Below are 23,180 nucleotides of genomic sequence, written 5' to 3' on the forward strand. Positions count from 1 at the left end.
GCCCGCTCCGTGCGGGCGCCATGCTTTGGCAGCTGGCCCAGATGTTATGGGTGGGTGGCTTGTGGCTGTTACACATTGGTCTGCTGCCGGTGCTGGGCCAGATAGGCCTGGCGCCGCTGCTGATCGACGAAATTGCAGGCGTGCTGAATACGCTGATGGTGGGATTCGCCACAGCGTGCGTGATTTTTCAGGCTTTGGTGCTGGTTCAGGCCGAGGGCCTTGCCAGTCTATGGCGCGATATTCGCGGGCAAATGCTGCTGATGGCACTGTATGCGTGCGGGATGTTTTTCGCGGTGCGAGTCGGTTGGCCGGATGCAGTGCGTTGGCAGGTGTTCAGCTATCTGGTTCTGGGGCTTTCCGGGCTGGTGCTGGTGTTGCAGCCGGTGCCTGGATGGAGTGGCAGGGTGCGCGAAGCACACCCTTGACCCTTGCCATCACTTGAAGCGATGAACGTTCGACAGCTGCTTGTTGACGCTGAAGTTCTTGCGATAAATCAGTGCCATCTTGCCGATGACCTGAACCAGGTCCGCTTTGCCGACCTTGCACAGTTCTGCAATGTTCGCCAGGCGCGACTCGCGATCGAGGATGTTGAGCTTGATTTTAATCAGCTCGTGATCCGCCAAAGCGCGTTCAAGTTCGGCTAACACACCTTCAGTCAAACCGTTGTCAGCCACAATCAAAACTGGTTTCAGATGGTGGCCAATGGATTTGTACTGTTTCTTCTGCTCTTGAGTGAGCGGCATAATCTGACCCCTGCGTCTGATCTTGTAAAAAGCGGCGGCCAGTTTACCCGAGCGAGTCCCGGACCGCCCAGTTAATCACGACCCGTTTTATTTTCGAGGTGGCCCGTGGCCCGTTCCAAGACAAGCCTTAAATGGCTGCAAAGACATGTCAATGATCCCTATGTGAAGCAGGCGCAGAAGGATGGTTATCGCTCGCGTGCGAGTTACAAGCTTCTGGAGGTCCAGGAGAAATACAAACTGATCCGTCCGGGTATGAGCGTTGTCGATCTGGGAGCGGCGCCCGGCGGCTGGTCGCAGGTCACTAGTCGGCTGATCGGTGGTCAGGGGCGTCTAATCGCCTCGGACATCCTGGAAATGGACAGCATTCCGGACGTGACTTTCATCCAGGGTGACTTTACCCAGGACGAAGTGCTCGCTCAGATCCTTGAAGCCGTGGGTAATTCGCAGGTGGACCTTGTGATTTCCGATATGGCCCCCAATATGAGTGGTACGCCTGAGGTGGACATGCCAAAAGCCATGTTTCTATGTGAGCTGGCTCTTGATCTGGCGGCTCGGATACTCAAACCGGGTGGTAATTTCGTGATCAAGGTGTTTCAGGGCGAAGGGTTTGATGCTTACGTGAAGGACGCTCGTCAGAAATTCGACAAGGTCCAGATGATCAAGCCGGACTCTTCCCGCGGCAGTTCCCGCGAGCAATACATGCTGGCTTGGGGCTACCGCGGCCGGAGTGAGTAAATCGAGGTTTTTTTGCGGGTCGATAGGTTTTTCGTATTTCGCCCCGTGAGCATTAGCGAATATTGTGTAGAAAGTGTTTCACAAAGGGTTACAGACGGCGCCTGCCAGAGTCGTAGGTAATGTAGTAAGTTAGGCCGGTGAATATCATGCGAAGCGCGCGCCATTAGCGGAGCTTGCTTCAGAGGGTAGTTAATTGAACGATATGGCAAAGAATCTGATCCTGTGGTTGATCATCGCGGCTGTCCTGGTGACAGTGATGAACAACTTCTCCAGCCCTAACGAGCCGCAGACCCTCAACTATTCCGACTTCATCCAGCAGGTCAAGGATGGCAAGGTCGAGCGCGTAGCGGTTGACGGCTATGTGATTACCGGCAAACGCAACGATGGCGACAGCTTCAAGACCATTCGTCCTGCCATCCAGGACAACGGTCTGATCGGCGACCTCGTGGATAACCACGTTGTGGTCGAAGGCAAGCAGCCTGAGCAGCAAAGCATCTGGACTCAACTCCTCGTTGCAAGCTTCCCGATCCTGGTGATCATCGCCGTGTTCATGTTCTTCATGCGGCAGATGCAGGGCGGTGCAGGCGGCAAGGGCGGGCCGATGAGCTTCGGCAAGAGCAAGGCGCGCCTGCTCTCCGAAGATCAGGTGAAAACCACCTTGGGTGACGTTGCCGGTTGCGACGAAGCCAAGGAAGAAGTGGGTGAGCTGGTCGAGTTCCTGCGTGATCCGGGCAAGTTCCAGCGCCTGGGCGGCCGCATTCCACGCGGCGTGCTGATGGTGGGGCCTCCGGGTACCGGTAAAACCTTGCTGGCCAAGGCGATTGCCGGCGAAGCCAAAGTGCCGTTCTTTACCATTTCCGGTTCCGATTTCGTCGAGATGTTCGTCGGTGTCGGTGCCAGTCGTGTTCGCGACATGTTCGAGCAGGCTAAGAAACACGCGCCATGCATCATCTTCATCGATGAAATCGACGCCGTCGGTCGCCACCGTGGCGCCGGCATGGGTGGCGGTCACGACGAGCGCGAGCAGACGCTCAACCAATTGCTGGTTGAGATGGATGGCTTTGAAATGAATGACGGCATCATCGTCATCGCCGCAACCAACCGTCCTGACGTACTGGATCCTGCGTTGCTGCGTCCAGGCCGTTTCGACCGTCAGGTTGTGGTCGGGCTGCCGGATATTCGTGGTCGTGAACAGATTCTCAAGGTTCACATGCGCAAAGTGCCAATGGGTGACGACGTCGCTCCTGCAGTGATCGCACGTGGTACCCCTGGTTTCTCCGGTGCGGACCTGGCTAACCTGGTGAACGAAGCTTCATTGTTCGCAGCCCGTACCGGCAAGCGCATCGTCGAAATGAAAGAATTCGAGCTGGCCAAGGACAAGATCATGATGGGCGCTGAGCGCAAATCCATGGTCATGTCCGAAAAAGAGAAACAGAACACCGCTTATCACGAAGCAGGCCACGCTATCGTCGGTCGTGTCGTGCCAGAGCATGATCCGGTCTACAAGGTGTCGATTATCCCGCGTGGTCGTGCGCTGGGTGTGACCATGTTCCTGCCGGAAGAAGATCGCTACAGCCTGTCCAAGCGTGCACTGATCAGCCAGATCTGCTCGCTGTACGGTGGCCGTATCGCTGAAGAAATGACCTTGGGCTTCGACGGTGTTACCACCGGCGCGTCCAACGACATCATGCGCGCCAGCCAGATTGCGCGGAACATGGTGACCAAGTGGGGGCTGTCGGAAAAACTCGGTCCGTTGATGTATGCCGAAGAAGAGGGCGAAGTGTTCCTCGGTCGCGGCGGCGGTGGTCAGGGTGCGAGCTTCTCCGGTGAGACAGCCAAGCTGATCGACTCCGAAGTGCGCAGCATCATTGACCAGTGCTACGGCACGGCCAAACAGATCCTCACGGATAACCGTGACAAGCTCGACGCCATGGCTGACGCCTTGATGAAATACGAGACGATCGATGCCGATCAGATCGATGACATCATGGCCGGTCGTACGCCTCGCGAACCACGCGATTGGTCGGGCGGTGGCACCGGTACTTCCGGGACACCTCCGGTGGTGCAGGATGAGCGTCCGGAAACACCGATCGGCGGTCCGGCTGCTGACGTCTAAGGTTTGAAATGACTTCTGTTCAGTCCTCAACCCGGTTGCCTTGCGGCAACCGGGTTCTTGATTTGGCCCAGACGCATGTCATGGGCATTCTCAATGTCACTCCCGATTCCTTTTCTGATGGCGGCCGATACAGCCAGCTCGATGCGGCCTTGCGCCACGCCGAGTCGATGGTTGCGGCGGGCGCCACGCTGATAGATGTCGGTGGCGAATCGACGCGGCCCGGAGCAAGGGCGGTTTCGCCTCTTGAGGAGCTGGAGCGCGTAGCGCCTATCGTTGAGTGCATCAGTCGCGAGTTGGATGTCATTATTTCGGTCGATACTTCCACTCCCGCAGTCATGCGCGAAACCGCACGGCTCGGGGCGGGTTTGATCAATGATGTGCGCTCGCTACGTCGAGACGGTGCTCTGGATGCGGCAGCCGCCACCGGATTGCCGGTGTGTCTGATGCATATGCTCGGTGAACCGGGTGACATGCAGGATAATCCGCACTACGGGGACGTGACCAAAGAGGTCGGCGAGTTTCTCTCTGAGCGCATGGCCCAATGTGCGTTAGCGGGAATTCCGGCCGAGCGGATTATTCTTGATCCTGGCTTTGGATTCGCGAAAACCTTGCAGCACAATCTAAGCTTGTTCAAGCATATGGAAGCCCTGCATCTCTTGGGGCGGCCCCTCTTGGTCGGGGTTTCGCGAAAGAGCATGATAGGTCAGGCCTTGAATCGCCCGGTTGGAGAACGCCTGTTTGGCGGTCTGGCGCTCGCGGCGCTGGCTTCGGCCAAGGGTGCGCGTATATTGCGCGTCCATGATGTAGCCGAAACAGTGGACGTGGTGCGGATGATCGCCGCAGTGGAATCAGCCGAATAAGAATGATGGAGCACTTATGAGCAAAAAATATTTTGGCACCGACGGTATTCGTGGTCGGGTCGGCGAATACCCGATTACTCCTGATTTCATGCTCAAGCTTGGTTGGGCCGCAGGCATGGCGTTCCGAAAAATGGGCGCCTGCAAGGTGTTGGTTGGCAAGGACACCCGGATTTCCGGTTACATGTTCGAGTCCGCGCTCGAGGCCGGGCTGACGTCGGCAGGTGCTGACGTGATGCTGTTGGGCCCGATGCCGACGCCGGCGATCGCCTACCTGACGCGCACCTTTCATGCTGAAGCCGGTATCGTGATCAGTGCCTCGCACAATCCTCACGACGACAACGGCATCAAGTTCTTTTCCGGAAAGGGCACCAAGCTGCCGGACGAAGTCGAACTGATGATCGAAGAGTTGCTCGACACCCCGATGACCGTCGTTGAGTCGAGCAAGATAGGTAAAGTGTCGCGAATCAACGACGCCTCTGGCCGCTATATCGAATTTTGCAAGAGCAGCGTACCGACCGGTACCAACTTCTCTGGCCTGAAGATAGTGATCGACTGCGCTCATGGCGCGACCTACAAGGTTGCACCTAGCGTTTTCCGCGAGCTGGGTGCCGAAGTCGTTGTGCTTTCCGCCCAGCCTGACGGCCTGAACATCAATGACAATTGTGGTTCGACCCATATGGGCCCATTGCAGGCTGCCGTATTGGCCGAGCACGCCGATCTGGGTATTGGCTTCGATGGTGACGGTGATCGCGTCCTGATGGTCGATCACACTGGCGCCATTGTTGATGGTGACGAGCTGCTGTACATCATTGCCCGCGATCTGCATGAGCGCGACAAACTGCAAGGCGGTGTGGTCGGCACATTGATGAGTAACCTGGGGCTGGAATTGGCTCTGGCGGATCTATCGATTCCTTTTGTGCGTGCCAACGTCGGCGACCGTTATGTGATCGCCGACCTGCTGGAGCGCAACTGGTTGGTAGGTGGTGAGAACTCGGGTCATATCGTCTGCTTCAATCACACCACCACAGGTGATGCGATCATCGCTGCACTCCAGGTGCTGATGGCGCTGAAGACTCGTTCCGAAGGTCTGGCGCAGGCTCGTCAAGCGTTGCGCAAGTGCCCCCAGGTGCTGATCAATGTCCGTTTCGGCGGTGGTGCGAGTCCGCTCGACCATCTGGCAGTCATGGAAGCCAGCGCCCGTGTCACCGAGGCTATGGCTGGTCGTGGGCGCGTGCTGTTGCGCAAGTCCGGGACAGAGCCACTGGTGCGGGTGATGGTTGAAGGCGAGGACGAAACACAGGTTCGCGGTTACGCCGAAGAGCTGGCAAAACTGGTTACTGAAGTTTCTGCCTGAATTCGGCTTGCCAGCCATGATTGTGTTGGGTAACATCTGCGCCCACTTTGACCGACGAGGTACAGCATGCGTCGCCCTATGGTAGCTGGTAACTGGAAGATGCACGGTACCCGCGCCAGCGTCGCTGAGCTGATCAATGGCCTTCGTCATCTGGCCTTGCCGAGCGGTGTTGATGTAGCGGTATTCCCGCCTTTCTTGCATATCAATCAAGTGATTGATGGTTTGGGCGGTAAGTCGATTTCGATCGGCGCGCAGAACTCTGCGGTGGAATCCATGCAAGGCGCTTTGACCGGTGAAGTTGCACCGAGTCAGTTGGTGGATGCAGGTTGTTCCCTGGTTCTTGTCGGGCACTCCGAACGCCGCCAGATTATGGGCGAGCAGGACGGTGTGCTGATTCGCAAGTTCGCGGCGGCACAGGCATGTGGCTTGATTCCGGTGTTGTGCATAGGGGAAACCCTTGAGCAGCGCGAAGCCGGGAAAACTCTTGAGGTTGTCGGGCGTCAGCTAGGCAGTATCATAGAAGAGCTGGGTGTCGGTGCCTTTGCAAATGCAGTGATTGCTTACGAGCCGGTCTGGGCCATTGGCACCGGGCTGACTGCTTCGCCGCAACAAGCGCAGGATGTGCATGCAGCCATCCGCGCTCAGTTGGCGGCAGAGAATTCTGAAGTCGCACAAGGTGTGCGGCTTCTATACGGCGGCAGCGTGAAGGCGGCCAATGCGGTCGAACTGTTCGGCATGCCGGATATCGATGGGGGGCTCATTGGTGGAGCTTCCCTGAATGCAGATGAGTTCGGTGCGATCTGTCGCGCCGCGGGAAACTGAAAAAATGCTGGAAACAGTCGTAGTCGTTTTTCATCTGCTGGGTGCATTGGGCGTAGTTGCTCTGGTATTGCTGCAGCAGGGTAAAGGTGCGGATGCTGGCGCGTCTTTCGGAGCAGGTGCTTCAAATACTGTGTTCGGAAGCCAAGGTTCCTCTACCTTTCTTAGTAAGTTTACTGCTATACTTGCCGCCGGTTTCTTCATAACCAGCTTAGGGTTAGGTTACTTTGCTAAAGAGAAAGCTCAACAGCTGACTCAAGTAGGTTTGCCAAACCCGGCAGTGTTGGAAGTTCCAAAGCAACAACCGGCTTCTGATGATGTACCGGTGCTTCAAGAGCAAAAGTCGGCTACTCCAGCGACTGACGTGCCTCCAGCTCAAGAGCAAAAGTAAGAAGGGTTTCAAACGTAGTATTGCCGAGGTGGTGGAATTGGTAGACACGCAACCTTGAGGTGGTTGTGCCCATAGGGTGTAGGGGTTCGAGTCCCCTTCTCGGTACCAATTATCAGGAGAGCCCGCTGTTGCGGGCTTTCTTGTAGGTGGAAGGTTACATTGACCCTGTCAGGGATCGGTCGTATACTTCCGCCCCAGCTTTGTCGCGGGGTGGAGCAGTCTGGTAGCTCGTCGGGCTCATAACCCGAAGGTCGTCGGTTCAAATCCGGCCCCCGCAACCAGTTTAAGGAGCCCCTTTTAAGGGGCTTTTTGTTAGCTGGACACTTTCTACGCCGCTGTTCGACGGCGTTTCAAGGATGGGCGTTTCGCCCATTTTTTTATTTTGCATAGCATGCACATACATGCACGAGGGGGTTCAGGTGTCGAGCAAGCTAGAAGAGTTGCAGGCCTTGTTGGCCCCGGTGGTCGTGGCCCTGGGCTATGAATGCTGGGGTATTGAGTTTTCGGCTCAAGGTCGCCACTCAATGTTGCGCGTTTATATTGATAAAGAGGGCGGTGTGCTGGTGGACGATTGTGCCATCGTCAGCCGTCAGATCAGCGGTGTCCTGGATGTTGAAGATCCAATCGCCGTTGAATACACCCTTGAAGTTTCCTCGCCTGGCATGGAACGCCCACTGTTCACTATTGAGCAGTTTGCAAAATTTGCCGGTGAACAAGTGAAGATCAAGCTGCGCTCGCCTTTTGAAGGACGACGCAACTTTCAGGGCCTTCTGCGCGGTGTAGAAGAGCAGGACGTCGTGGTGCAGGTAGAAGACCATGAATTCCTGTTGCCGATCGATATGATCGACAAGGCCAACATTATTCCCAGTTTTGACTGAGACGCGGATCCCGCGGATCCAATGGCTTGCGAAAGGCGAGGCGTACGATGAGCAAAGAAGTACTGCTGGTTGTTGAGTCGGTATCCAATGAAAAGGGCGTACCGGCAAACGTTATTTTTGAAGCGCTGGAGCTGGCTCTGGCCACTGCTACCAAAAAGCGTTTCGAGGACGAAGTCGATCTGCGTGTGGAAATCAATCGCCACACCGGTGCTTACGAGACCTTCCGTCGCTGGACGGTCGTCGAAGAAGCAGACCTGGATGATCCGGCCATCGAAACCTGGCCGAGCAAGGTTGCGGAAACGCACCCGGGTGCCCAGGTAGGTGATGTAGTCGAAGAGAAAATCGAATCCATCGAGTTCGGCCGCATTGCTGCACAGACTGCCAAGCAAGTCATCGTGCAGAAAGTTCGCGAAGCCGAGCGCGCTCAAGTCGTTGACGCCTATCGCGAGCGCCTGGGGGAAATCATCTCCGGCACCGTGAAGAAAGTCACCCGCGACAACGTGATCGTCGACCTGGGCAACAACGCTGAAGCGTTGCTGGCTCGTGAAGACATCATTTCTCGCGAAACCTTCCGGGTTGGCGTGCGTCTGCGTGCGCTGCTCAAGGAAATCCGCACCGAGAACCGCGGCCCGCAGCTGATCCTGTCGCGTACCGCGCCGGAAATGCTGATTGAGTTGTTCCGCATCGAAGTGCCGGAAATCGCTGAAGGCCTGATCGAAGTAATGGCTGCGTCCCGTGATCCGGGTTCGCGCGCCAAGATCGCGGTCCGCTCGAAAGACAAACGCATCGACCCGCAAGGCGCTTGCATCGGTATGCGCGGTTCGCGCGTCCAGGCAGTGTCGGGTGAGTTGGGCGGTGAGCGTGTTGATATCGTCCTGTGGGACGACAACCCGGCTCAGTTCGTAATCAACGCCATGTCCCCGGCTGAGGTTGCGGCAATTATCGTTGACGAAGATGCCCATGCAATGGACATCGCCGTTGGCGCAGACAATCTGGCTCAGGCCATCGGTCGCGGTGGTCAGAACGTGCGTCTGGCTAGCCAATTGACTGGCTGGACCCTGAACGTGATGACCGAATCGGACATCCAGGCTAAGCAGCAAGCAGAAACCGGCGACATCCTGCGCAACTTCATCGACGAGCTGGAAGTCGACGAAGACCTGGCACAGGTGCTGGTAGATGAAGGCTTCACCAGCCTGGAAGAGATTGCCTACGTACCGTTGGAAGAAATGCTCAACATCGACGGCTTTGACGAAGAAACCGTCAACGAGCTTCGCGCTCGCGCCAAGGATCGTTTGTTGACCAAAGCCATCGCTACTGAGGAAAAGCTGGCAGACGCCCATCCGGCCGAAGACCTGCTCTCGCTTGAGGGTATGGACAAGGATCTGGCGATGGAACTGGCGGTGCGCGGCGTAATTACCCGCGAAGACCTGGCCGAGCAGTCTATTGACGATCTGCTCGACATCGACGGCATTGACGATGATCGTGCCGGCAAGTTGATCATGGCCGCCCGAGCCCACTGGTTCGAGTAATTAGGCGCGGCCTGAGGAGAGAAGTGCATGACGCAAGTCACGGTGAAACAACTGGCCGATGAGGTCAAAACACCGGTAGAGCGCCTGTTGCAGCAGATGCGTGAGGCAGGTCTGCCGCACACCGCCGCCGAAGAACATGTGACTGATAGTGAGAAGCAATCTTTGCTGACTCACTTGAAAAGCAGCCACAAGGCGAAAGTGGAAGAACCACGCAAGATCACACTGCAGCGTAAAACCACCAGCACCCTGCGTGTTGCTGGCAGCAAAAGCATCAGTGTTGAAGTCCGTAAAAAGAAAGTTTTCGTACAGCGCAGCCCGGAAGAAATCGAAGCCGAGCGCAAACGCGAACTGGACGAACGTCGCGCAGTAGAAAATGCTGCTCGTCAGAAGGCTGAAGAAGAAGCCAAGCGTCGCGCCGAAGAAGAAGCGCGTCGCCAGCCTGCTGCTGCGCAATCCGCTACTAACGACGCCGTTGCAGCGCCTGCTGCAGTTGCCGAACCAGTACGCGAAAGCGCACCGGTTGTAGCCGCTGCTCCAGCTCCGTCTGCTGACGTTCGCAACAAGCAGAACGAACAGCGCCGTCCGGACAAACCACGTGCCGACGATAACAATCGTCGTGGCAGTGGCGATGGTGAGCGCAAAAACGCTCCACATCGTGCTTCGGTTAAAGAGAAAGCGCCTGCTCCACGTGTTGCGCCACGTACTACCGACGAAGAAAGCGATGGCTTCCGTCGTGGTGGTCGCGGCAAGGCCAAGCTGAAGAAACGCAACGCTCACGGTTTCCAGAACCCAACCGGTCCTGTCGTGCGTGATGTGCAGATCGGCGAGACCATCACTGTTGGCGATCTCGCCCAGCAGATGTCGGTCAAGGCTGCTGAAATCATCAAGTTCATGTTCAAACTGGGTACCCCAGCGACCATCAACCAGGTACTGGATCAGGAAACTGCCCAACTGGTTGCTGAAGAGCTGGGCCACAAAGTGACCCTGGTTAGTGACACTGCCCTGGAAGATTCCCTGGCCGAGTCCCTGAAGTTTGAAGGTGAGTCGTTCTCCCGTGCACCGGTTGTGACCGTAATGGGCCACGTTGACCACGGTAAGACCTCGCTGCTCGACTACATCCGTCGTGCCAAGGTAGCTGCTGGCGAAGCCGGCGGTATCACCCAGCACATCGGTGCGTACCACGTTGAAACTGATCGCGGCATGGTCACTTTCCTCGATACCCCGGGTCACGCTGCGTTTACCGCAATGCGTGCCCGTGGTGCCAAGGCGACTGACATCGTGATCCTGGTAGTTGCAGCGGACGACGGCGTGATGCCGCAGACCATTGAAGCTGTCCAGCACGCCAAGGCCGCCGGTGTTCCACTGGTAGTTGCTGTGAACAAAATCGACAAGCCGGGCGCCGATCTCGATCGCATCCGTAGCGAACTGTCGGTTCACGGCGTGACTTCTGAAGAGTGGGGCGGTGACACCCCGTTCGTATCGGTTTCGGCGAAAGTCGGTACCGGCGTGGACGAGTTGCTCGAAGCTGTTCTGCTGCAAGCCGAAGTTTTGGAACTGAAAGCGACGCCTTCGGCTCCTGGCCGTGGTGTTGTAGTTGAATCGCGTCTCGACAAAGGTCGTGGCCCGGTTGCAACCGTTCTGGTTCAAGACGGTACCCTGCGCCAAGGCGACATGGTGCTGGTCGGTTCGAACTATGGCCGTGTACGTGCCATGCTCGACGAGAACGGCAAGCCAATCAAAGAAGCCGGTCCTTCCATCCCTGTCGAGATCCTCGGCCTGGACGGTACTCCGGACGCTGGCGACGAGATGAGCGTGCTGTCGGACGAGAAGAAAGCCCGTGAAGTGGCTCTGTTCCGTCAAGGCAAGTTCCGCGAAGTCAAACTGGCTCGCGCTCACGCCGGCAAGCTGGAAAACATCTTCGAAAACATGGGCCAGGCAGAGAAGAAGACGCTCAACATCGTCCTCAAATCTGACGTCCGTGGTTCGCTGGAAGCGTTGAACGGTGCCTTGAACGGCCTGGGTAACGACGAAGTGCAAGTGCGTGTTGTCGGTGGCGGTGTCGGTGGTATCACCGAGTCCGACGCTAACCTGGCACTGGCCTCCAACGCTGTACTGTTCGGCTTCAACGTGCGTGCCGATGCTGGCGCTCGCAAGATCGTCGAGCAGGAAGGTCTGGATATGCGTTACTACAACGTGATCTACGACATCATCGAAGACGTCAAGAAAGCCCTCACCGGTATGCTGGGCAGCGATGTTCGCGAGAACATCCTGGGTACCGCTGAAGTGCGTGACGTGTTCCGTTCGCCGAAGTTTGGCGCGATCGCCGGTTGCATGGTTATCGAAGGTGTTGTTCACCGTAACCGTCCAATCCGTGTACTGCGTGAAGACATCGTTATCTTCGAAGGCGAGCTGGAATCCCTGCGCCGCTTCAAGGATGACGCTTCCGAAGTACGTGCCGGCATGGAATGCGGTATTGGCGTGAAGAGCTACAACGACGTCAAAGTCGGTGACAAGATCGAAGTCTTCGAGAAGGTTCAGGTTGCTCGCAGCCTCTAACTCGCGCACTTCAAGGGCCACGCCAAGCCGCCGCATGCAAATGCGCGGCACAGCGTCAGGACTCTAAACGCAACGCCCGGTCTGGCTTTTGTCAGGCCGGGCGTTTGCCGCTTTCAGACCCCTCGGGTTTCACCGTGGGGCAGTAACAGGTAACAAGACATGGCAAAAGAATACAGCCGTACCCAACGTATTGGCGATCAGATGCAGCGTGAGCTGGCACAGCTGATCCGTCGTGAAGTCAAAGACCCGCGCGTCGGCCTGGTCACCATTACCGCTGTTGAAGTCAGCCGTGACGTCGGTCACGCCAAGATCTTCATCACCGTGATGGGGCAGGACAACGCCGAAGACATCGCACAAAGCATCAAGGTGCTCAACTCCGCCGCCGGTTTCCTGCGTATGCAGTTAGCTCGCGAAATGAAGTTGCGCAGCGTTCCTCAGCTGCACTTCCACTACGACGAAAGCGTCGTGCGTGGTGCGCATCTGTCGGCCCTGATCGAGCGTGCGGTGGCTGAAGACAATCAGCACCCGGTAGCGGCTGAACCCGAAGACGCCAAGGAGTAATCGGTGGCTCAGGTCAAACGTATCCGTCGTAACGTCAGCGGTATCATTCTGCTCGACAAGCCGTTGGGGTTTACCTCCAATGCCGCGTTGCAGAAGGTTCGCTGGTTGCTGAACGCCGAGAAGGCCGGACACACCGGCAGTCTCGATCCGCTGGCCACCGGCGTGTTGCCGTTGTGCTTCGGTGAGGCCACCAAGTTTTCGCAATACCTGCTCGATTCCGACAAGGGTTACGAAACCGTGGCGCAACTGGGCAAGACCACCACCACGGCCGATGCCGAGGGTGAAGTTTTGCAGGAACGCCCGGTGACCGTTGGTCGCGCCGATGTCGAAGCTGTATTGCCGAATTTTCGCGGGCAAATCAGTCAGATACCGCCGATGTACTCGGCGCTCAAGCGTGATGGCCAGCCGCTGTACAAGCTGGCCCGTGCAGGCGAAGTAGTGGAGCGCGAACCGCGTTCTGTTACTATTGCGCGCTTGGAATTGCTGGCCTTTGAGGGTGATACTGCGCGGCTTGCGGTGGATTGCAGCAAAGGCACCTATATTCGCACCCTGGTGGAGGATATCGGTGAGCAACTCGGTTGTGGCGCTTACGTGGCAGAATTGCGACGTACCCAGGCCGGGCCTTTCACGCTGGCGCAGACGGTCACGCTTGAAGAGTTGGAAGCTGTACATGCCGAAGGCGGCAACGAAGCGGTCGACCGCTTCCTGATGCCATCGGACAGCGGCCTGCTGGATTGGCCGCTGTTGCAGTTCTCGGAGCACAGCTCGTTCTACTGGCTTAACGGCCAACCGGTACGAGCCCCGGATGCACCGAAGTTCGGCATGGTACGGGTACAGGATCACAACGGTCGCTTCATCGGTATCGGTGAAGTGAGCGAAGACGGGCGCATCGCGCCGCGTCGACTGATTCGGTCAGAATGACCGGACGAGGGTGGCTGTCAACAGGCACGGTCACTACTCATTTTTAGATACAGGGATTTGTCCCTGGCCTGTTGAAATCGTCCTCTGGATGGTTTCCTGATAAAAGGATTGCCTCATGGCTCTCGACGTTCAAGAAAAAGCTCAAATCGTAGCTGACTACCAGCAAGCTGTTGGTGACACTGGTTCGCCAGAAGTGCAAGTTGCACTGCTGACCCACAACATCAACAAGCTGCAAGGTCACTTCAAGGCCAACGGTAAAGATCACCACTCCCGTCGTGGTCTGATCCGCATGGTAAACCAGCGCCGTAAGCTGCTGGACTACCTGAAAGGCAAGGATCTGGGCCGTTACCAGGCTCTGATCGGTCGCCTGGGTCTGCGTCGCTAATAAGCGATTGCGCTAGAGGTTGGTTGTTTGCTGTGTGTCAGCGGGTTTCCCGCAGGCGCATGGCAGGCTCCCAGCCTCAAGTTTTATCTGGATAGTCGTTTTACCCTGGACAGGCGTTGGGCCGATTCCCGACATTGCCCAAGAATTTCGCAAGAAGACAAGTTCCCCAAGAGCCACAAAAGAAGGTAGGACACCGTGAACCCGGTAATCAAAAAATTCCAGTTCGGTCAGTCGACCGTTACCCTCGAGACTGGCCGTATCGCCCGTCAGGCCTCCGGCGCAGTATTGGTCACCGTTGACGACGACGTCAGCGTATTGGTGACGGTGGTCGGCGCCAAGCAAGCCGATCCAGGCAAGGGCTTCTTCCCTCTGTCCGTTCACTACCAGGAAAAGACTTACGCTGCCGGTAAGATCCCTGGCGGTTTCTTCAAGCGTGAAGGCCGTCCTTCCGAGAAAGAAACCCTGACTTCCCGACTGATCGACCGTCCGATCCGTCCGCTGTTCCCTGAAGGTTTCATGAACGAAGTGCAGGTTGTCTGCACCGTCGTATCTACCAGCAAGAAGACCGATCCGGACATCGCTGCGATGATCGGTACCTCGGCTGCGCTGGCTATCTCCGGCATTCCTTTCGATGGCCCGATCGGCGCTGCCCGCGTTGCGTTCCACGAAAGCACCGGCTATCTGCTGAACCCGACTTACGAACAACAGAAAGCTTCGAGCCTGGACATGGTCGTTGCCGGTACTTCGGAAGCTGTTCTGATGGTTGAATCGGAAGCCAAAGAGCTGACCGAAGACCAGATGCTGGGCGCGGTACTGTTTGCTCACGACGAGTTCCAGGTGGTGATCAACGCTGTTAAAGAACTGGCCGCTGAAGCTGCCAAGCCGACCTGGACCTGGGCTCCGCAGCCAGAAGCCACCGCTCTGCTGGGCGCCATCCGTGCCGAGTTCGGCGACGCGATCTCCCAGGCTTACACCATCACCATCAAGGCCGACCGTTACGCTCGTCTGGGCGAACTGAAAGACCAGGTGGTTGCCAAGCTGTCCGGTGAAGAAGGCCAGCCTTCCTCCAGCGAAGTCAAAGCAGCTTTCGGCGAAATCGAATACCGCACCGTTCGCGAAAACATCGTTAACGGCAAGCCACGTATCGACGGCCGCGACACCAAGACCGTACGTCCTTTGAACATCGAAGTCGGTGTTCTGCCAAAGACCCACGGTTCGGCGTTGTTCACCCGTGGCGAAACCCAGGCTCTGGTCGTTGCAACACTGGGCACCGCCCGTGATGCACAGCTGCTGGACACCCTGGAAGGCGAGAAAAAAGACCCGTTCATGCTGCACTACAACTTCCCTCCGTTCTCGGTAGGTGAGTGTGGTCGCATGGGTGGCGCTGGTCGTCGCGAAATCGGTCACGGCCGTCTGGCCCGTCGTTCGATTGCAGCCATGCTGCCTGCTGCCGACGTGTTCCCGTACACCATCCGTGTTGTATCGGAAATCACCGAATCCAACGGTTCGAGCTCCATGGCTTCGGTCTGCGGCGCTTCCCTGGCCCTGATGGACGCCGGCGTTCCGATGAAGGCACCGGTTGCCGGTATCGCCATGGGTCTGGTTAAAGAAGGCGAGAAGTTCGCCGTCCTGACCGACATCCTGGGTGACGAAGACCACCTGGGCGACATGGACTTCAAAGTAGCCGGTACCGCCAAAGGTGTGACCGCGCTGCAGATGGACATCAAGATCAAAGGCATCACCGAAGAAATCATGGAAATCGCTCTGGGCCAAGCCCTGGAAGCGCGCCTGAATATCCTCGGTCAGATGAACCAGATCATTGGCCAGTCGCGTACCGAACTGTCGGAAAACGCTCCGACCATGATCGCGATGAAAATCGACACCGACAAAATCCGTGACGTCATCGGTAAAGGCGGCGCGACCATTCGTGCGATCTGTGAAGAGACCAAGGCTTCGATCGACATCGAAGACGACGGCTCGATCAAGATCTTCGGCGAAACCAAGGAAGCGGCTGAAGCAGCACGTCAGCGCGTTCTGGGCATCACCGCAGAAGCTGAAATCGGCAAGATCTACGTCGGCAAGGTTGAGCGCATCGTCGACTTCGGCGCATTCGTCAACATCCTGCCAGGCAAGGACGGTCTGGTTCACATCTCGATGCTGAGCGATGCTCGCGTTGAGAAAGTGACCGACATCCTGAAAGAAGGCCAGGAAGTGGAAGTTCTGGTACTGGACGTGGACAACCGCGGCCGTATCAAGCTGTCCATCAAAGACGTAGCAGCGGCCAAGGCTTCGGGCGTTTAATCACCCCAGCCTGACCGTTTCGACGTTATAAAAAATGCCCCGCAGTGAAAACTGCGGGGCATTTTTTTATCTGCCATTAACCGAAACGGACTTGCGGTTGCGACTCGTGAAAGCTGTGCTAGGTTTAGCTCACCGCCCGTGTAGCTCAGTTGGTAGAGCAGCGCACTCGTAACGCGAAGGTCGCAGGTTCGATTCCTGTCTCGGGCAAAAATTATCTGTTACTTCACCTTTCTGCTTAAGTCTTCCACGGTGCGTTTGAGCTGATCCAGTTGATTGTCCTGATCGCTGACTTCCCGCTTAAGGCTGGACAGGTCGCTGGAGCTCGAGCTGGAGTTCGAACCGGCGCTGCGCTTGAGGTCTTCCACTTGGCTGGCAAGCCGTTTCAGGTCGTTTTCCTGTTCGTTGACAGTGCGCTTGAGGTCGTTCACTTCGCTGGAGCTGGAGCTTGAACTGGAGTTCGAACCGCTGCTGCGTTTCAGTTCGTCCATCTGACTGGCGAGCTTCTTCAGTCCGCTTTCCTGTTCACTCACCGTACGCTTGAGATCGCTCACTTCGCTGGAGTTAGAACTCGAGCTGCTGCTGCGCTTGAGATCGTCCATCTGGCTGGCGAGTTTTTTCAGTCCGTTGTCCTGTTCGCTGACCGTGCGCTTGAGATCGCTGACTTCGCTGGAACTGGAGCTGGAATTCGAGGTGCTATTGCGTTTGAGTTCGTCCACGGCCTTGGCGAGGTTTACCAAACCGGTGTTCTGATCACTGACCGTGCGTTTGAGGTCATTAACTTCGCCGGCGCTGGCGCTGGAACTCGAGCCGCTGCTGCGTTTGAGTTCGTCCATGGCCTTGGCGAGGTTTTTCAGCGCCGTTTCCTGGTCACTGACGGTGCGCTTGAGTTTGTCCACTTCGCTGGCTGTCGAGCTCGAACCTGACACCGTGTTCTTTTTCAACTCTTCGATGAGCCGCGCCTGTGCAGTGACGGTTTTCTTCAGCTCTTCCAGATCAGCCGTACTGGTTTTTACAACTCTTTGTAATGTTTCCACCTCCTCGATACTGACGTCGGATCTGACCATCACGTTTGTGCCGTAATAGTTGTGGAAAACGAGGAATTTATCGGAAGAATTAGCGCTGTCGGGTTTGTATTCCAGACTGGCTTGAGCGGTGTTGGGCAGTGCCAGGCTGCCGAGAAGAAGGGCAGCCATGCCGGTTGCAGACAGGATGGACGAAAGCTTGGAAAAATTGCGCATCACCGGGTTCCTTGTGAAGTGCCTAGATGGCATATCGCTATGACTTTACCTTTTGAACGTTGTTCCCGGGTAGCGACTGGAAATTTTCAGAAAGCCCGATCAAAGGTTTTTTTGTAGATTTGATGTAAAAGTCCATATAAATCGTCGAGCAAACGTCCTATATTCGAACGTTGCACACGTACCACTTTGCAGTTTTCAGATGATCCCCGAATGGTTCTGAAGGCCAGACAAACCGGGCTTCAAACGGTTTTTTGCGTCAGAGAGATCCTTGATGATCCAGATCCATCTTCCATTCCCCAGATCAGCGAGAACGCCATGACCGTTAAAGAATTGACTCAAGAAGCCAGACACGAAGAAGCGCTGAAAAAGTACCTGCTGGATACACCCCAGCTTGCTGAAGAGATCAAGGACCTGCCCGTCGACGATCAGAAAGACCAGATCCAGTGGGCGTTCGAGGATGAGGCGGAATCCCAGGGCTTGCAGCCGTGGGAGCTGACGCTCAAGTACACCTCGACCCCTGAAGAGTTCGAGGCTGCGCGCCTGGTGCTGCACAAGGAGGCGGCCGAGGTGTTGGGCGTCGAGTGGGAAGAATACTGCGAGATGAACAATCTGGTGGTGTGACAAAAACGCCAGCCTCAATGAGGCTGGCGTTTTTTCATTCTCAGAGGCTCAGAGGCTCAGACGCATCGACAGGTCGACAGCCTTCACATCCTTGGTCATTGCACCAATCGAAATGTAATCCACCCCGGTTTCGGCGATCGGCAGCAGCGTGCTTTCGTTGATACCGCCGCTGGCTTCCAGTTTTGCCTTGCCGCCGTTGAGGCGCACCGCTTCACGCATGTCCTCCAGGCTCAGCTCATCGAGCATGATGATGTCTGCACCCGCCGCCAGGGCTTCCTTGAGCTCATCCAGGCTTTCCACTTCAATCTCCACCGGCTTGCCCGGGGCGATCTTGTGCGCAGCGTTAATGGCTTCAGGAATGCCACCGCTGGCGGCGATGTGGTTTTCCTTGATCAGGAAGGCGTCGTACAGACCGATGCGGTGGTTGTGGCAACCGCCGCAGGTCACGGCGTACTTCTGCGCCAGACGCAGCCCTGGCAGGGTTTTACGGGTATCGAGCAGCTTCACCTGAGTCTCGGCGACAAAGTCCGCCAGGTATTGCGCGCGAGTGGCCACGCCCGAGAGCAATTGCAGGAAATTCAGTGCGCAGCGTTCACCGGTCAGCAGTGACCGTGCCGGGCCTTCGAGGTGGAACAGCGCCTGATTGGGATTCACTCGTTCGCCATCGCGCACCTGCCAGTGCACCGCGACCCGTGGATCAAGCTGCCGGAAAACGGCATCGACCCATGCGGTGCCGGCAATGACCGCGGCATCGCGGGTGATGATGGTGGCTTTGGCCAGGCGTTCGGCGGGGATGAGCTGCGCGGTGATGTCGCCGCTGCCGATGTCTTCGAGCAACGCACGGCGCACGTTGGCTTCGATTTCGGCGGTCAAATCGGCGAGACGTAGATTCGGCATAACGGGCTCCACAAACAAAGTGGCCCGATTATAGGGCCATGGCGTGAGGCAACCCAAGGCATCAAAGGCGTTCCCGTCGGGTGCACACCTGCATTTGGTCGATTCCCTTGAGTCATCGGCCCTAAGTCGGCGTCTTCCCTACGCGTCTATTTCAATGTGGAGCACAGAGTCTGCTGGCACATCGAGGCTCTTTTACCAGATAATCCGCCTTGCTTTTGACGTCATGGCTTTGACGTGCTCTTGGGTTAACGACTATTCGCAGAATCACCGTTTCAGGAGGCTTGGATGCACAATGACGGGAATGTAGTGCCTTTGCACAAGGCGACTACCGAACAGGCGACGCAATCGCCGCTCGCCCGCCTGCCGGTGATTCTGCTTCAGGTTCGCGACAAGGCCACTCAACAGCTCAGGCACGGTTTACAGGAACTGTTTGATAACGCTGACGACACGCTGTTCGAAATGGCCGATCGCGCCCGCAACGACGTCGAGCAGAACCTCTTCTTCGAAGCCATGCGCGACTTGCGCCTCAAGCGAAAAAGCATCGAGCGCGGTTTTCTCGAACAATTTTTCGAGGCGTTCGTCAGCCTCTCGCAGTACGACAACCCCCAGGCAGCCTTGCCTCAGGCATTGGTGGTCGATGCCGATGCTTTGCCCAATGACGATCTGGAGCGTAGCGTCGCGGTGGAGGCCATGGTCAGCAAGGTGCTGAATCGCGACGGCTTTGCCCTTGACCAACTGACGGCCCGACTCAGCGCTCTGCTGGGCAAGGCGCTGGACAATCAGCACAACCCGTTGGGACCGGAAAGGCTCTGCGAGTATTTCTTGCAGGCCTGGCGCAACCTGGGGGTGGAGATCAAGGTCAAGTTGATCATCCTCAAGCTGTTCGACCGCTACGTGCTCAGCAGCGCAGATCAGTTGTACGCTGAAGCCAATCAACTGCTCATCGCTACCGGCGTGTTGCCCGACCTCAAGCCTGCTCCCACGCGGCGAGCCAGCGATCATGCAGCCGCCAGCGCGCATGCCGAACCAATCGAAGTCGGCATCCATTCAGGCGAGACGCCGATCGACGACGGCGTGCAGGAAGTCTTTGCCGCGTTGCAGGAACTGTTGTTGCATGTGCGCGGCAGCGTCGCACCGACCCTCGACGCCAGCACCCAGACCCAACCCATTTCCACCCGCGACCTGTTGCGCCTGCTCTCGCACTTGCAGCAATACGTGCCGGCGCTGGCGACCCAGGACGACTTCGATCTGCGCAATCAGCTCGAACAACTGCTGACCCGGGTCAGCGTCAAAAGCGGCAAATCGCGCGTGGTCGGTGTAGCTGACGAAGACGTGATCAACCTTATTGCGATGCTCTTCGAATGCATCCTTGATGACCGCAACTTGCCGGACTCTCTCAAGGCGCTGATCGGTCGATTGCAGATCCCGATGCTCAAGGTTGCGGTGCTCGACAAGAGCTTCTTTAGTCGCGCCAGCCACCCGGCCCGGCGCCTGCTCAACGAAATCGCCGCTGCCGCAATGGGCTGGGGAGCGTGCGACGACCATGAGCGTGACAGCCTGTACGTGCGCATTGAACAAGTAGTGCAGCGCCTGTTGAACGACTTTGCTGACGATCCGGCGATCTTTTCCGAGTTGCTCGCGGATTTTCTCACGTTCACCAGTGATGAGCGTCGCCGCAGTGAATTGCTGGAGCAGCGCACCCGTGACGCCGAAGAAGGCCGAGCCCGGACCGAACTGGCGCGCCAGCGTGTCGAGCAGGCGCTGAATCAGGCGTTGTTGGGCAAAATGCTACCCCAAGGAGTAGTGGTTTTCGTCCAGGACGCCTGGGGCAAAGTGCTGTTGTTGACCTGCCTCAAACACGGTGATGCGTCGACGCAATGGCAGGCCGATGTGCAGACCATGGAGCAATTGATCTGGAGCGTGCAGCGCCATGACGAGCCCGATGCCGGCCTGCGTTTATTGGCGCTGGTGCCCGGATTGCTTAAGGCCTTGCGCGACGGGTTGAGCCGCTCGGCGTTCGATCCGTTTGCCACCAGTGAATTTTTCAGTGAGCTGGAAACCTTGCACGTGCAACTGTTCGAGCGTCCGGGCCAGGCGGTTGCACAGTCCATCGAGCCGCCGGTGATGGTCGAAGTGCTGCAGCACATCGTGCTGCGAACCGCCGACGAGGGCCCGGTAGATGTTGTGTCGGTGCGGTTGCCGGCAGACGATGCCGGATTGCTTCAGGTCGATCGACTGCGTCCGGGCAGTTGGGTCGAGTTCCAGGAAGACGATGAAAACACCCTGCGCTGCAAGCTGGCTGCAATCATAGACGCCACCGGGAAATTCATCTTCGTCGACCGCACCGGCATGAAAGTGCTGGAGCGCAGCCGCACCGGCCTGGCCCTGGAATTTCGCCGTGGCGCGGTGCGGGCGTTGGACGACACGTTGCTGTTCGACCGGGCGCTGGAATCGGTGCTGGGTAATCTGCGGCGTCTCAATCGCGGCAAGTGATCGCGCCCCGAGGGTCTATCGCGGCATACTGGGCGCCAACACAGTCGTCGTTGAAGGAACCCTGTATGCAGTTGGACCCCGCGAGCGGTTGGTGTCAGGGCGTGCGTGTATGCCCATCGCCCAACTTCAATGCGCGCCCCTCGAACGAAATTTCCCTGCTGGTGATCCACAACATCAGCCTGCCGCCAGCGCAGTTTGCCACCGGCAAGGTGCAGGAATTTTTCCAGAATCGTCTGGATGTCACGGAGCATCCCTACTTTGAAGGGATTGTTGACCTGCGGGTGTCTGCGCACTTTCTGATCGAACGTGACGGTACCGTCACTCAGTTTGTCTCTTGTCTGGAGCGCGCCTGGCACGCCGGTGTCTCGAGTTTCGAGGGGCGGGACACCTGTAACGACTTTTCCGTGGGCATCGAGCTTGAAGGCACGGATGATTTGCCTTTTACCGATGCTCAGTATCAAGCGTTGACCAAGCTGACCCGACAGCTGCAAAGCACGTTTACGGCGATTACACCGCAGCGCATCTGTGGGCATAGCGACATCGCACCGGGGCGCAAGACGGACCCGGGACCCGCGTTCGACTGGGCACGCTATCGCGCCGCCCTGGCAAAAGCCGCTTTGGAACAAGAGGAAGGACAATGAGTTTTCTGGTGTTGCTGTTGGCTGTCTGGATCGAGAAGTTCTCGGCCCTGCGCCATCGGGTTCAACGTGACGGCGGTTGGGTGCGTGAGCTGAACAAGCTGGAAGTCAGCCCGCGTCTGATCGATCAGCCATGGCTGATATTGGTGGTGCTGGTGTTGCTGCCGGTGGCGCTGTTGGGTTTGTTGTTGGTGGTGCTGGAACCAGTGGCCTATGGGTTGCTGGCGTTGCCGGTGCACTTGCTGGTGGTGATTTACAGTCTGGGTCGCGGCGATCTGCTGGCCGGCCTTGGGCCGTTTCGTGATGCCTGGCGCCGGGAAGACCTGCAAGCGGCTGCCCATGTGGCGAAGCGCGACCTGGACATCTGCGCCGATAGCGGCGAGCAACTGCTTGAGCGGGTTGAAGGCCATTTGCTGTGGGAGGCTTACCAGAGCTTTTTTGCGGTGATTTTCTGGTACTTCGTGCTGGGCCCGGTCGCCGCCCTTAGCTACCGGCTGCTGGCGCTGGCCGAAGAACACGGGCAGAACCCGGCCGTGGTCGAACGCGCGGCGCAGTTGCGTCACGCGTTTGATTGGGTGCCGGTGCGCCTGCTGGCGGCCAGTTTCGCGCTGGTCGGCAATTTTGTGGCGGTCAGCCGGGTGATGCTGCATGAACTGCTGAACTGGAACATCGGCGCCGCCCAGTTGATCGAGAAAGTCGGGCTGGTGGCCGGTGAAATCCCTGCACCGGTCGTCGGACCGGATGGCATCAACAGCCTCGACCGGATCTGGGAGTTACTGCTGCGTGCGGCGGTGCTCTGGTATGCCGGTTTTGCGTTGTGGACCGTGTTGCCGTAGCGCTGAAGTGAACACCATTGTGGCGAGGGGGCTTGCCCCCGTTCGGCTGCGGAGCAGTCGTAAAACCTGCGATTCGGTTTCACAGAACGAACGCTGGGGGACGCTTCGCGACCCAACGGGGGCGAGCCCCCTCGCCACAGGGATATCAATCGTCCCAAGTGCGCATCCTGCCGTTAACCTTAAGTTACAAAACCCCCTGCCGATTTAAGCTATACAGGGATAGCGCTGAATAGTGGCTATCTGCCGTCGACCTGCGCCTGCCAATAAAAATAAGAATCAAAAGGGAGACTTCCAGTGAAGAGCTTGCT

Annotated in this window: 21 protein-coding genes and 3 tRNA genes; 21 read left to right on the forward strand and 3 right to left on the reverse strand. The window is 57.4% G+C overall.

All coding sequences use genetic code 11. The features are described 5' to 3' along the window. The first annotated feature begins 20 nt into the window (after nt 1–20). Nucleotides 21–425 carry an MFS transporter gene (locus ACA060_RS03795; RefSeq protein WP_497318173.1) on the forward strand — a complete coding sequence of 135 codons (405 nt, stop codon included), beginning with the start codon at nt 21–23 and terminating at the stop codon, nt 423–425. Between the two features lie 9 nt (nt 426–434). Here the strand turns inward: ACA060_RS03795 and ACA060_RS03800 are convergent, their stop codons facing one another. After that, a complete protein-coding gene (locus tag ACA060_RS03800) occupies nt 435–743 on the reverse strand; it encodes a YhbY family RNA-binding protein (RefSeq protein WP_008057408.1) in 309 nt (102 codons plus the stop codon). A 105-nt stretch (nt 744–848) separates the two neighbouring features. Here ACA060_RS03800 and rlmE point away from each other — a divergent pair, with 105 nt between their 5' ends. The 16 genes from rlmE (at nt 849) to ACA060_RS03880 (ending at nt 16,356) form a co-directional block, all read left to right on the forward strand. Then, entirely contained in the window at nt 849–1,478 is a 630-nt protein-coding gene (gene rlmE / locus ACA060_RS03805; RefSeq protein ID WP_008005470.1) for a 23S rRNA (uridine(2552)-2'-O)-methyltransferase RlmE, read from the forward strand. 202 nt (nt 1,479–1,680) lie between these two features. Further along, entirely contained in the window at nt 1,681–3,594 is a 1,914-nt protein-coding gene (ftsH, locus tag ACA060_RS03810; protein ID WP_109627910.1) for an ATP-dependent zinc metalloprotease FtsH, read from the forward strand. An 8-nt stretch (nt 3,595–3,602) separates the two neighbouring features. After that, nucleotides 3,603–4,454, forward strand: coding sequence for a dihydropteroate synthase (gene folP / locus ACA060_RS03815; RefSeq protein ID WP_497315521.1), 852 nt, complete (start codon nt 3,603–3,605; stop codon nt 4,452–4,454). A gap of 16 nt (nt 4,455–4,470) precedes the next feature. Then, complete coding sequence (gene glmM, locus ACA060_RS03820; RefSeq protein ID WP_497315523.1) at nt 4,471–5,808, forward strand: phosphoglucosamine mutase; 1,338 nt, start codon at nt 4,471–4,473, stop codon at nt 5,806–5,808. A gap of 66 nt (nt 5,809–5,874) precedes the next feature. Further along, entirely contained in the window at nt 5,875–6,630 is a 756-nt protein-coding gene (gene tpiA / locus ACA060_RS03825; RefSeq protein ID WP_497315525.1) for a triose-phosphate isomerase, read from the forward strand. Nucleotides 6,631–6,634: 4 nt separating this feature from the next. Beyond that, entirely contained in the window at nt 6,635–7,018 is a 384-nt protein-coding gene (gene secG, locus ACA060_RS03830) for a preprotein translocase subunit SecG (protein WP_010463489.1), read from the forward strand. Nucleotides 7,019–7,040: 22 nt separating this feature from the next. Then, nucleotides 7,041–7,126: transfer RNA gene (locus ACA060_RS03835), tRNA-Leu, on the forward strand. 96 nt (nt 7,127–7,222) lie between these two features. Beyond that, a tRNA-Met gene (locus tag ACA060_RS03840) sits at nt 7,223–7,299 on the forward strand. 138 nt (nt 7,300–7,437) lie between these two features. After that, the gene (gene rimP, locus ACA060_RS03845) at nt 7,438–7,896 is read left to right on the forward strand and encodes a ribosome maturation factor RimP (RefSeq protein ID WP_010463487.1); all 459 of its coding nucleotides are present in this window, start codon (nt 7,438–7,440) and stop codon (nt 7,894–7,896) included. A 47-nt stretch (nt 7,897–7,943) separates the two neighbouring features. Next, nucleotides 7,944–9,425: a transcription termination factor NusA gene (gene nusA, locus ACA060_RS03850; RefSeq protein ID WP_008024459.1), complete on the forward strand. Its 1,482-nt coding sequence runs from the start codon at nt 7,944–7,946 to the stop codon at nt 9,423–9,425. 27 nt (nt 9,426–9,452) lie between these two features. Next, nucleotides 9,453–11,981, forward strand: a complete 2,529-nt coding sequence (infB, locus tag ACA060_RS03855; RefSeq protein WP_109627914.1) for a translation initiation factor IF-2 — start codon at nt 9,453–9,455, stop codon at nt 11,979–11,981. A 159-nt stretch (nt 11,982–12,140) separates the two neighbouring features. Next, nucleotides 12,141–12,542: a 30S ribosome-binding factor RbfA gene (rbfA, locus tag ACA060_RS03860; RefSeq protein ID WP_007942872.1), complete on the forward strand. Its 402-nt coding sequence runs from the start codon at nt 12,141–12,143 to the stop codon at nt 12,540–12,542. A gap of 3 nt (nt 12,543–12,545) precedes the next feature. Next, nucleotides 12,546–13,463: a tRNA pseudouridine(55) synthase TruB gene (gene truB, locus ACA060_RS03865; RefSeq protein ID WP_109627915.1), complete on the forward strand. Its 918-nt coding sequence runs from the start codon at nt 12,546–12,548 to the stop codon at nt 13,461–13,463. A gap of 115 nt (nt 13,464–13,578) precedes the next feature. Further along, nucleotides 13,579–13,848, forward strand: a complete 270-nt coding sequence (gene rpsO / locus ACA060_RS03870; protein ID WP_003176135.1) for a 30S ribosomal protein S15 — start codon at nt 13,579–13,581, stop codon at nt 13,846–13,848. 195 nt (nt 13,849–14,043) lie between these two features. Continuing rightward, a complete protein-coding gene (gene pnp / locus ACA060_RS03875; protein WP_010463478.1) occupies nt 14,044–16,149 on the forward strand; it encodes a polyribonucleotide nucleotidyltransferase in 2,106 nt (701 codons plus the stop codon). Nucleotides 16,150–16,283: 134 nt separating this feature from the next. Beyond that, nucleotides 16,284–16,356: transfer RNA gene (locus ACA060_RS03880), tRNA-Thr, on the forward strand. Nucleotides 16,357–16,367: 11 nt separating this feature from the next. On the opposite strand, the gene ACA060_RS03885 is transcribed toward ACA060_RS03880, so the two are convergent. Then, on the reverse strand, nt 16,368–17,387 hold the full coding sequence (locus tag ACA060_RS03885; protein WP_497315528.1) for a hypothetical protein: 1,020 nt from the start codon (nt 17,385–17,387) through the stop codon (nt 16,368–16,370). A 315-nt stretch (nt 17,388–17,702) separates the two neighbouring features. Here ACA060_RS03885 and ACA060_RS03890 point away from each other — a divergent pair, with 315 nt between their 5' ends. Then, entirely contained in the window at nt 17,703–18,008 is a 306-nt protein-coding gene (locus ACA060_RS03890; RefSeq protein WP_497315530.1) for a DUF6388 family protein, read from the forward strand. Nucleotides 18,009–18,056: 48 nt separating this feature from the next. On the opposite strand, the gene nadC is transcribed toward ACA060_RS03890, so the two are convergent. Beyond that, nucleotides 18,057–18,905: a carboxylating nicotinate-nucleotide diphosphorylase gene (gene nadC / locus ACA060_RS03895; RefSeq protein ID WP_497315532.1), complete on the reverse strand. Its 849-nt coding sequence runs from the start codon at nt 18,903–18,905 to the stop codon at nt 18,057–18,059. A 285-nt stretch (nt 18,906–19,190) separates the two neighbouring features. On the opposite strand from nadC, the gene ACA060_RS03900 reads away from it, so the two are divergent. From ACA060_RS03900 to ampE, 3 genes are all read left to right on the forward strand, one after another. Beyond that, entirely contained in the window at nt 19,191–21,398 is a 2,208-nt protein-coding gene (locus ACA060_RS03900; protein WP_497315534.1) for a DUF1631 domain-containing protein, read from the forward strand. A gap of 65 nt (nt 21,399–21,463) precedes the next feature. Then, entirely contained in the window at nt 21,464–22,039 is a 576-nt protein-coding gene (gene ampD / locus ACA060_RS03905) for a 1,6-anhydro-N-acetylmuramyl-L-alanine amidase AmpD (RefSeq protein ID WP_109627919.1), read from the forward strand. After that, on the forward strand, nt 22,036–22,872 hold the full coding sequence (ampE, locus tag ACA060_RS03910) for a regulatory signaling modulator protein AmpE (RefSeq protein WP_497315536.1): 837 nt from the start codon (nt 22,036–22,038) through the stop codon (nt 22,870–22,872). Before ampD ends, ampE begins: the two co-directional genes overlap by 4 nt. The last annotated feature ends 308 nt before the right edge of the window (nt 22,873–23,180 follow it).

The organism is Pseudomonas sp. LBUM1671, assembly GCF_059695685.1.